This is a genomic window from Kitasatospora sp. P5_F3 (assembly GCF_054049135.1).
The window spans coordinates 228,077-239,177 of sequence record NZ_JBFUMY010000031.1; the positions used below are offsets into that span (position 1 = coordinate 228,077).

Here is an 11,101-nt window from a genome sequence, read left to right on the forward strand (position 1 = left end):
TGGCGTGCGGGTAACTGCCAAAGTGCCTGAACCACTTACGTACGGATCACCTTTTCAAGGTCGGCGTCGCAGTTCCCCGAGCCCCTGATGGCTGATGCCCGGAGTGCAGTGACCGAGCCACGGAGGGCCCTGGCATATGTCCGGAAGCGGGCTGACCAGTCCGCGGACCTTCCGGTGTGCGGGTACCGTCGTACCCTTGGTGGGTGACCGACGCCGTAGCCATCCCAGAAGAGACAGCCCCGGTCCCGCTCCTCGAACCGAGGGAGGGGCTCCCGCCCGTCGTGGTGGACGAGATCGCGCTGGCCGCGACCGTCGCCGCCTTCGCGGCGGGTACCGGCCCGGTTGCTGTCGACGCCGAGCGGGCCTCCGGCTACCGCTACGGCCAGCGTGCCTATCTGATCCAGCTCCGCCGGGCCGGTGCCGGCACCGCGCTGATCGACCCGATCGCCTGCCCCGACCTCTCCGGTCTCGGTGACGCACTGGCCGACACCGAGTGGGTGGTGCACGCCGCGTCCCAGGACCTGCCTTGCCTGGCCGAGGTCGGCATGAGGCCCCGGGAGCTGTTCGACACCGAGCTGGCCGGGCGGATCGCGGGCTTCCCCCGGGTCGGCCTGGGCCCGATGACCGAGAACGTGCTCGGCCTCTCGCTCGCCAAGGAGCACTCGGCGGTGGACTGGTCCACCCGCCCGCTGCCCGAGCCGTGGCTGCGCTACGCCGCCCTGGACGTCGAGGTGCTGGTCGAGCTGCGCGACGCACTCGAACAGGAGCTGGACGCCCAGGGCAAGCTCGACTGGGCGAAGGAGGAGTTCGCGTCGATCGTCGCGGCCCCCAAGCCCGCTCCCCGGACCGACCCGTGGCGCCGCACCTCCCAGCTGCACAAGGTCCGCCGCCGCCGCCAGCTGGCCGCGGTCCGCGAGCTCTGGCTGGCCCGCGACCGGATCGCCCGCGAGCGGGACGTCTCGCCCGGTCGGGTGCTCTCCGACGTGGCGATCGTGAACGCCGCGCTGGCGATGCCGCTGAACACGCCCGCGCTGCAGGCCGTCCAGGGCTTCGGCCCTCGGGTGAACCGTCGTCAGCTCGACCAGTGGATGGCCGCGTTGCAGATCGCCCGGGAGATCCCGGAGGCCGAGCTGCCGCCGTCCACCGCGCCGCACGAGGGTCCGCCGCCGCCGCGCGCCTGGGCCGAGAAGGACCCGATCGCGGCGGCCCGGCTCTCCGGAGCACGGGCGGCGGTCTCGGAGCTCGCCGAGCAGCACAACCTGCCGGCCGAGAACCTGATCACCCCCGACCTGGTCCGCCGGGTCTCCTGGGAGCCGCCGGTCGCGCCTGACGCCGCGTCCGTCGGCGCAGCCCTGCGGAAGCTCGGCGCGCGCCAGTGGCAGGTCGACCTGGTCGGGCCGGTGATCGCGGAGGCGTTCGTCAACGCTCGCGTTCCGGCTCCCCAGGAGTAGACGGCGAGAGTTACCGAGAGGGCAGCACGTGCAACTGGGTCACCGGACCCGGGTGCAGGTGCTGCCCTTCCGATTTCGCGCAGTTCCCCGCGCCCCTGGGTCGGCCGCACCCCAGTGATGGGGGACACATGGGGTGGCGGCTATGGGCAAGGTAGTTACCGGCGGGTAGCATGGCGGTTGAAGCAGAGCCGCTCCGTCATGGGACGTGGTCTGCCACCCAACGTCATGTCCCCTGGGAGGAGAGCCCCGTGCCTCGTACCTCGAGGGATGTCGTCTTCGTTGACGGCGTCCGCACCCCGTTCGGCAAGGCCGGCCCGAAGGGCATCTACCACGAGACCCGCGCCGACGACCTGGTCGTCAAGTGCATCCGTGAGCTGGTGCGCCGTAACCCGAGCCTGCCGACCGACCGGATCGACGAGGTCGCCATCGCGGCCACGACCCAGATCGGCGACCAGGGCCTGACCATCGGCCGGACCGCCGCTCTGCTGGCCGGTCTGCCGAAGTCCGTCCCCGGCTACTCCATCGACCGGATGTGTGCCGGTGCGCTGACCGCCGTCACCGCGACCGCGGGCGGCATCGCCTTCGGCGCGTACGACATCGTGGTCGCCGGTGGCGTCGAGCACATGGGCCGGCACCCGATGGGCGAGGGCGTGGACCCGAACCCGCGTTTCGTCTCGGAGAAGCTGGTCGACGAGTCCGCCCTGTTCATGGGGATGACCGCGGAGAACCTGCACGACCGGTTCCCGCACATCACCAAGGAGCGCTGCGACGCGTACGCGGTGCGCTCGCAGGAGAAGGCCGCCAAGGCGTACGCCAACGGCGACATCCAGCCGGACCTGGTGCCGATCACGATCCGCAACACCAACCCCGAGGCCGGCGAGACCGGCTGGGGCCTGGCCACCACGGACGAGCCGATGCGCCCGGGCACCAGCATGGAGTCGCTGGCCGGTCTGAAGACCCCGTTCCGCCCGCACGGCAACATCACCGCGGGCAACTCGGCCGGTCTGAACGACGGTGCGACCGCCTCGCTGCTCGCGGCCGAGGACGTCGCCGAGGAGCTCGGTCTCCCGGTCAAGATGCGCCTGGTGAGCTACGCCTTCGCGGGCGTCGAGCCCGAGGTGATGGGCATCGGCCCCGTCCCGGCGACCGAGAAGGCGCTGGCCAAGGCCGGTCTGACGATCGATGACATCCAGGCCTTCGAGGTCAACGAGGCGTTCGCCGTCCAGGTGATCGCGTTCCTCGACCACTACGGCATCGCCGACGACGACCCGCGCGTGAACCCGTACGGTGGCGCGATCGCCTTCGGCCACCCGCTGGCCTCCTCGGGCGTGCGCCTGATGAACCAGCTGGCCCGCAGCTTCGAGCAGCGCACCGACGTCCGCTACGGCCTGACCACCATGTGTGTCGGCTTCGGCATGGGCGCCACCGTCATCTGGGAGAACCCGCACTTCGAGGGTGGTAAGTGATCATGAGCACCACTGAGCTGCTGAAGCGCGCCGCCGAGCTGTTCCCCGGCGAGGTCGTCACCACCGCGCACGTACGTCACCTGGACCTGCCGCTCGGCGCGGGCCGGCTGGCGCTGATCACCCTGGACAACGGCTTCGACCACACCAAGCCGACCACCTTCGGCCCGGGTTCGCTGGCCAAGCTGTCCGAGGCGCTGGACCAGGTCGAGGCCGAGGCCGCCGCCGGTGACATCGTCGCCGTGGCGATCACCGGCAAGCCGTTCATCTTCGCGGTCGGCGCCGACCTCAAGGGTGTCGAGGTGCTCAAGGAGCACAGCGACGCGCTGGCCATCGGCAAGGGCGGCCACGACGTCTTCAAGCGGATCGCCGCGCTGCCCGTCCCGACCTTCGCCTTCTACAACGGCGCGGCGATGGGCGGCGGCGTCGAGGTCGGCCTGCACGCGAGCTACCGCACCGTCAGCTCGGGCGTCCCGGCGTTCTCGCTGCCCGAGGTCTTCCTCGGTCTGGTCCCCGGCTGGGGCGGCTGCACCATCCTGCCGAACCTGATCGGCCCCTCGAAGGCGATCAAGGTCATCATCGAGAACTCGATGAGCCAGAACAAGCAGCTCAAGGGCCAGGACGTCTTCGAGCTCGGCATCGCGGACGCGATCTTCGAGCCGGCCGACTTCCTGGAGCAGTCGATCCTGTGGGCCGCCAAGGTGCTCACCGGCGCGACCGTGGTCGAGCGCGAGGAGATCGACCGGGGCAAGGCCTGGGACGACGCCGTCGCCTGGGGCCGCCTGATCGCCGACTCCAAGGTGCACGGGGCCGCTCCGGCCGCGTACAAGGCGCTGGACATCATCCAGCAGGTCAAGGACCAGGACCTGCAGGCGGGCTTCGACGCCGAGGATGTCGCGCTGGCCGACCTCATCATGAGCGGCGAGCTGCGCGCGGGCCTGTACGCCTTCAACCTGGTGCAGCGCCGGGCCAAGCGTCCGTTCGGTGCGCCGGACAAGTCGCTGGCCCGTCCGGTCACCAAGGTCGGCGTCGTGGGTGCCGGTCTGATGGCCTCTCAGCTGGCGCTGCTGTTCGCCCGCCGCCTCCAGGTGCCGGTGGTCCTCACGGACATCGACCAGGAGCGCGTCGACAAGGGTGTCGGCTACGTGCACGCCGAGATCGACAAGCTGCTGGCCAAGGGCCGGGTCAACCCGGACAACGCCAACCGCCTCAAGGGCCTGGTCACCGGTTCGCTGGACAAGGCCGCGGCCTTCGGCGACGCCGACTTCGTGATCGAGGCGGTGTTCGAGGAGATGGGCGTCAAGCAGACCGTCTTCGCGGACCTGGAGGCCGTGGTCTCGCCGACCTGTGTGCTGGCGACCAACACCTCCTCCCTCTCGGTCACCGAGATGGCCTCGAAGCTGCAGCACCCCGAGCGGGTCGTCGGCTTCCACTTCTTCAACCCGGTCGCCATCCTGCCGCTGCTGGAGATCGTCCGCGGCGAGCAGACCGACGACGCCTCGCTGGCCACCGCCTTCGGCGTGGCCAAGAAGCTCAAGAAGACCGCCGTGCTGGTCAAGGACGCCCCGGCGTTCGTGGTCAACCGGATCCTGACCCGCTTCATGGGCGAGATCCAGGCGATCATCGACGAGGGCACCCCGATCGAGACGGTCGAGAAGGGCGTGCTCCCGCTCGGCCTGCCGATGTCCCCGATCGTGCTCCTCGAGCTGGTCGGCCCGGCCATCGCGCAGCACGTCTCGGAGACCCTGAACCGGGCCTTCCCGGAGCGCTTCGGCGTCTCCGAGAACCTCGGCAAGGTGGTCAAGGCCGGCAAGCGCGGCTTCTACATCTGGGTGGACGGCCAGCAGGTCCTCGACCCCGAGGTGCTGGCGCTGCTGACCTTCGGCGACACCGTGCTGACCGAGCAGCAGGTCCTGGACCGCTCGCTCGACGCGGTGGCCCAGGAGATCGGCCTGATGCTGGACGAGGGTGTCGTGGGCGAGGCCCAGGACATCGACCTCTGCATGATCACCGGTGCGGGCTGGCCCTTCCACCTCGGCGGGATCACCCCGTACCTGGACCGGTCGGGCGTCTCGGAGCGGGTGAACGGCAAGAAGTTCCTCGCCMCCGGCCTTTCGGCGTCCTGACGGGACGTTACTTCTTGAGGCGGTAGATCACCGTGTCCGCGTTCACCGCGACCACCTCGTAGCGGGTCTCCAGCAGGCTCTCTATCCGGGGGATGTGCACCGGCTGGTACGGGGCCAGGCCCGAGTCGTCCACCACGATCTCCGGGAAGCCCTTGTCGGCCAGCTCCTGGTCGAAGGTCTGCCAGGCGTTCGCCATGCTGAACTGCTCGCCGACGTCCTTGCCGTCCTTGCCGCCGCTGAAGTTGGTCAGGAAGCCGGCGGTCAGATAGCGGGTGACGGGGCGTCGGTCGGACAGCCAGTACAGCTCCGGGTGCATGCCCCAGACCAGCACGGTGTCCTTGGCCGTGGTCTGCTCGGCGATCGTGCTGGCCACCTCGCTGGAGTGGTCGAGCCGCTGGCCCGGCCAGAACACCGCCAGGCCCCAGAACGCGGTCGCCGCGACCGTGCTGTACACCAGCACCGGACGCCAGCGGATCGACGAGGTGGTCACCGCGCCGACCCCGAGCAGCACCAGCGGGGGCATCAGCTGGAGGTAGTAGTGGCCGAAGAAGTGGAAGCCGGTGCTGACCGCCACCACCGAGGAGAGCAGCCAGACCCAGAGGTCGGAGGAGGCGCCGTGCTCCTCGCCCCGGACGGTCGGCAGCGCGCCGTGACGGAGCCTCAGCCAGAGCCGGTGGCCGAGCGGCGCCAGGAAGCCCAGACAGGCGGCCAGCAGGATCGCCGAGTTACCCAGCGCCCGGCCGGACATCTGCAGCCAGGCGCCGCCCATCGAGGCGTAGTCGCCGCTGCCGGTGACCACCCAGAACAGGAAGCCCTTGGGCTTGGTGAGGATCACCGCGACCAGCGCTATCGGCAGCGCGAAGCCGAAGCAGACCTTGAACAGCGCGGGCTGCCAGCGCACTCCGCGCAGCCGGACGTCCTGGAACAGCATCCAGAGCACCGGCAGCATCACCGCGCCGCCGGTCTGCTTGGTCAGTGAACAGAGCGCCACCGCGATCCCGGCGGCCAGCCAGCGGCGGCGCTCGGCGTAGCGGAAGGCGGCCACCATCGCGGGCAGCATGAAGACCTCGAAGGTCGCCGCCTGGGTGTCCTCGGGGGACAGTCCGATCGAGACCAGCAGGTAGAGCCCGCCGGCCACGGCACCCGCCCGGTTGCCCCAGCGGCCGCGGGCGATGGACGCCAGCAGGATCGCGGTGGCCAGGTGGGCGACGATCGCCAGGGTGCGCAGCGGCCAGAGCGAGGTGGAGCCGAACAGCGCGAAACACGCCTCGTACAGCCAGGGCAGCAGCGGGGGCTTGCGGTCCACCACGGTGTCGTACAGCACGCCGCCGTCGGCCAGCATCCGCGCCTGGGTGGCCAGATAGCCCTCGTCGGGGCTCCACACCGGGCGGAGGAACGACGGGAGGTGGGTGACGGTGGCGAGGACCGCCAGCACCGGCACGACTCTGGTCCAGTACCCCGTCCGGACGCGCGCGGGCAGCCGCCCGGTCAGGGCGGCGAGTGGTCGTGAGACGGCGTTGGGCACGTTGACAACCTACCGGGCGAGGCCGTGGGCCAACGCCCGGGTCCGGCCATTCGATGTGACGATCGGACAGAAGTGTGACGGGCCGTCGGCCACGGGCGCGAGCGGTTTGTTACCGGGAAACCGCCAGGGGCGCGGAGCCGCAGTTCACGGCCCCGCGCCCCTGGGTGGACCAGGTGTCTCAGACCCGGGCCGCGGCCGTACGGGCCACCAGCTTGGTGACCTGTTCGGCGATGGCCGGGGCGGTGAGGCCGATCTCGTTCAGGATCTCGTCCCGGGTGGCGTGGTCCAGGAACTCCTGGGGGATGCCGAAGTCGCGCAGCGGCAGGTCCACCCCGGCGTCCCGCAGGGCCTGGGCGATCGTCGAACCGACGCCGCCGGCCCGGCCGTTGTCCTCGACCGTGACGACCACCCGGTGCTCGGCGGCCAGGCCGGGCAGGGCCGGGTCGACCGGCTTGACCCAGCGCGGGTCGACCACGGTGGAGGTGATGCCCTGGGCGGCCAGCAGGTCGGCCACCTCCAGGCACATCGGGGCCATCGCGCCGACCGAGACGATCAGCACCTCGCCCTCGCCCTCGGGTGCGGCGCGCAGCACGTCCATGCCACCGATCCGGCCGACCGCCGGGACGGCGGGGCCGACGGTGCCCTTGGAGTAGCGGACCACGGTCGGGGCGTCGTCCACCTCGACCGCCTCGCGCAGCTGCGCGCGGAGCTGGTCGGCGTCACGCGGAGCGGCCAGCCGCAGGCCGGGGACGACCTGCAGGATCGACATGTCCCACATGCCGTTGTGCGACGCACCGTCAGTCCCGGTGACGCCCGCGCGGTCGAGCACGAAGGTGACACCGAGCTTGTGCAGCGCGACGTCCATCAGGACCTGGTCGAAGGCCCGGTTCAGGAAGGTCGCGTAGACCGCGAAGACCGGGTGCAGGCCGTTGGTGGCCAGGCCGGCCGCGCTGGTGACGGCGTGCTGCTCGGCGATGCCGACGTCGAAGGTCCGCTCCGGGAAGGCCTTGGCGAACGGGGCCAGGCCGACCGGGTGCAGCATCGCGGCGGTGATGCCGACGATGTCCTTGCGCTCCCGGCCGAGGACGACCATCTCCTCGGCGAAGACCGAGGTCCAGTCCTTGCTCGACGAGGTCTTGATCGGCAGGCCGGTCTCCGGGTGGATCACGCCGACCGCGTGGAAGCGGTCCTCGTCGTTGTTCTCGGCGGCGTGGTAGCCGCGGCCCTTCTCGGTCAGGCAGTGCACGATCACCGGGCCACCGAAGCCGCGCGCCTTGGTGAGGGCGGACTCCAGCGCGGTCAGGTCGTGGCCGTCGATCGGGCCGATGTACTTGAGGCCGAGGTCCTCGAACATGCCCTGCGGGGCGATGAAGTCCTTGAGGCCCTTCTTGGCGCCGTGCAGCGTCTCGAACAGCTGCTGGCCGACCACGGGGGTGCGCTGCAGCGCGTCCTTGCCCCAGGACAGGAAGCGCTCGTAGCCCTGGGTGGTGCGCAGGGTGGCGAGGTGGTTGGCCATGCCGCCGATGGTGGGCGAGTAGGAACGCTCGTTGTCGTTCACCACGATCACCAGCGGGCGGTCCTTGGCGTCGGCGATGTTGTTCAGCGCCTCCCAGGCCATCCCGCCGGTCAGCGCACCGTCGCCGATCACCGCGACCACCGGGCGGTCGTGGTGGCCCTGCAGCTGGTTGGCCTTGGCCAGGCCGTCCGCGTAGCCGAGCACGGTGGAGGCGTGCGAGTTCTCGATCACGTCGTGCTCGGACTCGGCGCGGGACGGGTAGCCGGACAGGCCGCCCTTCATCCGCAGCCGGGAGAAGTCCTGACGGCCCGTGAGCAGCTTGTGCACATAGCTCTGGTGGCCGGTGTCGAAGAGGATCCGGTCGCGCGGCGAGTCGAAGACCCGGTGCAGCGCGATGGTCAGCTCGACCACGCCCAGGTTCGGGCCCAGGTGGCCGCCCGTCTTGGAGACCTCCTCGACCAGGAAGGTGCGGATCTCCTCGGCCAGCTCGGCCAGCTGCGCCGGGGTGAGCCGGTCGAGATCGCGCGGTCCCCGAATGCGGGTCAGCAGCGCCACCCGTTCCTCCTCGTTCAAGTTTCTCGGGCCGCGGACGGCCTGGCGGGCCTCGCTGCCCCTGATGTCGAGCCGCCCCGGCCGTCGGTCGGTCGGGCTCGACTGCCCGAGTCTAATGTCCGCCTGCCGGACAGCGCGCAGCGCGCCTGGGGTTGACCGGTGTTGACCGACATGACGAGGCTCGGCACCCGATTGGTTCGAGTGCCGAGCCTCACATGGACCAAAGAGGTCAACCTCGGCCGGAGGACTTCTGGGTCCGGCGGGAGACCGAGTCGAGCACCACGGCGGCGAGCAGCACCGCGCCGGTGATCATGTACTGGATCGACTGGTTGACGTGCACCAGGTCGAGGCCGGTGATGATCGACTGGATCACCAGGATGCCGAGCAGCGCCGACCAGGTCTTGCCCCGGCCGCCGAACAGGCTGGTGCCGCCGATGACGGCCGCGGCGATCGAGTTCATCAGCACGTTGCCGCTGCCGAGCGCCTTGTCGGCGGAACCCTGCTGGCTCATGATGAACAGCCCGCCGAGCGCGGCCATGCCGGCCGAGATCATGAAGACCGAGATCCGCACCCAGGCCACGTTGATACCGGCCCGGCGGGCCGCCTCGATGCCACCGCCGACGGCGAAGATCTGCCGGCCGTACGAGGTGCGACGGAGCACGAAGTCGGTGATCACCACGATGCCGAGGAAGATCACCAGCGGCAGCGGCAGGCCCTGGCTCTGGTTCAGGGTGTACGCGGCAGCGATCGCGATCAGGCCGATCACGCCGGTGCGCAGGGCGATCTCGCTGACCGGGCGGGCGGGCAGCCCGGCGGCCGTACGGCGGCGGCGGTCCAGCAGCTGGCCGGCCAGGAAGAGGCCGACGCCGGCCAGCGCGAAGATCCAGGTGGCGGCGATGTCGCCCTCACCGATGAAGTAGTGGTCGAGGTCGGCGATCACGCCGTTGTTGAGCACGTTGGCGGTGCCCTTGTCCCCGAGCACGAACTGCTGCAGACCGCTCCAGGCCAGCAGACCGGCCAGCGTGACCACGAAGGCCGGGACGCCGATCTTGGCGAAGAAGAAGCCGTGCAGGGCGCCCATCGCGACACCGGCGGCCAGCGCGATCAGGATCGACAGCCACTCGTTCACGCCGGAGCGGGCCGACAGCACACCGGCGATGGCCGCCGAGACACCGGCGATCGAGCCGAGCGAGAGGTCGATCTCACCGAGCAGCAGGACGAACACGATGCCGACCGCGATCAGGCCGGGGCCCGCGATCCAGAGCGTGATGTTGGTGAGGTTGTCGGCGTTCAGGAAGTCGCCGGTCAGGCCCTGGAAGATGGCCGCGATCAGGATCAGGCCGAGCACGACCGGGACGGAGCCCAGTTCGCCGGTCTTCATCTTCCGCTTGAACTCGCCGAGGTAGCCGGCGAAGCCCTCCTCACGGATCATCAGGCGGGGGTCGATCGCGGGCGCGGGCGCCTCGGTGGTCTGGTTGGTGCTCACTTCGCTTCCTCCGCGATGCGTGCCTGACGCCGGGTCACGGCGTTCTCGGTGGCTCCGGTGATGGCGGAGATGATCTCTTCGTGGGTGGTACCTGCCACCGGGAAGGACCCGTTGTTGCGGCCCAGGCGGAGCACCGCGACGGTGTCCGCGACGGCCTTGACGTCCGCCATGTTGTGGCTGATCAGGATGACCCCGAGGCCCCGCTCGCGGAGCCGCTCGACCAGGTCGAGGACCTGGGCGGTCTGCTCCACGCCGAGTGCGGCGGTGGGCTCGTCCAGGATGACGATCTTCGGGTCGCCGACCAGGGCGCGAGCGATCGCGACCACCTGGCGCTGGCCACCGGAGAGCGCGGCGATCGGGATCCGGACGCTGGGGATGCGGATCGACAGGGTGTCGAGCAGCTCCTTGGCGCGCTTCTCCATCCCGACCTCGTCGAGCGTGCCGAACTTCTTCAGCTCACGGCCGAGGAAGAGGTTGCCGACCACGTCGAGGTTGTCGCAGAGCGCGAGGTCCTGGTAGACCGTCGCGACGCCCAGACCCTGGGCGTCCTGCGGGCGGTTGATCCGGACCTCACGGCCCTCCCACTCGATCACACCCTCGTCGATCGGGTGGACGCCGGCGATGGTCTTCACCAGCGTCGACTTGCCGGCGCCGTTGTCGCCGACCAGCGCGACCACCTCTCCGGCGTGGACCTCCAAGTGGACGTCGGTGAGCGCCTGGACGGCACCGAAGCGCTTGGAGACTCCGCGCAACGCCAGTACGGGTGCGCCTGTCACGTGAACCATCTCCTTCATTCCGTGCCACCGCTCCTGACGAGGAGTGACACGGCCTGCCGCGCGCCGACCTGGGGCGCGAAGGTTAGGGCCTGTCTGACGATTCCCGTCGGATCAGGCCGGGTCGTTCGGTGCGTGCGATCGGCGTGCGGCCGGGACGCCCTCGTAGCGGAGCTACTCGGGCGTTTCGGCCGTGCGGCGAGCGTGCG

Annotated in this window: 7 protein-coding genes; 3 read left to right on the forward strand and 4 right to left on the reverse strand. The window is 70.3% G+C overall.

What is annotated here, in order from left to right; genetic code table 11:
* Positions 1–203 precede the first annotated feature (203 nt).
* The 3 genes from ACXJMZ_RS20115 to ACXJMZ_RS20125 all read left to right on the forward strand — a co-directional run bounded on the left by ACXJMZ_RS20115 (position 204) and on the right by ACXJMZ_RS20125 (position 5,040).
* Positions 204–1,451: a ribonuclease D gene (locus ACXJMZ_RS20115; RefSeq protein ID WP_457031434.1), complete on the forward strand. Its 1,248-nt coding sequence runs from the start codon at positions 204–206 to the stop codon at positions 1,449–1,451.
* 248 nt (positions 1,452–1,699) lie between these two features.
* The gene (locus tag ACXJMZ_RS20120) at positions 1,700–2,917 is read left to right on the forward strand and encodes a thiolase family protein (protein WP_057229906.1); all 1,218 of its coding nucleotides are present in this window, start codon (positions 1,700–1,702) and stop codon (positions 2,915–2,917) included.
* A gap of 2 nt (positions 2,918–2,919) precedes the next feature.
* Complete coding sequence (locus ACXJMZ_RS20125; protein ID WP_457031435.1) at positions 2,920–5,040, forward strand: 3-hydroxyacyl-CoA dehydrogenase NAD-binding domain-containing protein; 2,121 nt, start codon at positions 2,920–2,922, stop codon at positions 5,038–5,040.
* 7 nt (positions 5,041–5,047) lie between these two features.
* Here ACXJMZ_RS20125 and ACXJMZ_RS20130 read toward each other — a convergent pair whose 3' ends face one another.
* From ACXJMZ_RS20130 to ACXJMZ_RS20145, 4 genes are all read right to left on the reverse strand, one after another.
* On the reverse strand, positions 5,048–6,565 hold the full coding sequence (locus ACXJMZ_RS20130; RefSeq protein WP_457031436.1) for an ArnT family glycosyltransferase: 1,518 nt from the start codon (positions 6,563–6,565) through the stop codon (positions 5,048–5,050).
* Between the two features lie 178 nt (positions 6,566–6,743).
* The gene (gene dxs / locus ACXJMZ_RS20135) at positions 6,744–8,636 is read right to left on the reverse strand and encodes a 1-deoxy-D-xylulose-5-phosphate synthase (RefSeq protein ID WP_457031437.1); all 1,893 of its coding nucleotides are present in this window, start codon (positions 8,634–8,636) and stop codon (positions 6,744–6,746) included.
* Positions 8,637–8,862: 226 nt separating this feature from the next.
* Positions 8,863–10,119, reverse strand: a complete 1,257-nt coding sequence (locus ACXJMZ_RS20140) for a sugar ABC transporter permease (protein ID WP_457031438.1) — start codon at positions 10,117–10,119, stop codon at positions 8,863–8,865.
* Positions 10,116–10,904, reverse strand: coding sequence for an ATP-binding cassette domain-containing protein (locus ACXJMZ_RS20145; protein WP_057229996.1), 789 nt, complete (start codon positions 10,902–10,904; stop codon positions 10,116–10,118). Before ACXJMZ_RS20145 ends, ACXJMZ_RS20140 begins: the two co-directional genes overlap by 4 nt.
* Between the last annotated feature and the right edge of the window lie 197 nt (positions 10,905–11,101).

Bases quoted from the DNA above. Each gene is read 5' to 3' on its own strand.
- ACXJMZ_RS20145 (WP_057229996.1), bottom strand. From the start codon at position 10,904: ATGGTTCACGTGACAGGCGCACCCGTACTGGCGTTGCGCGGAGTCTCC.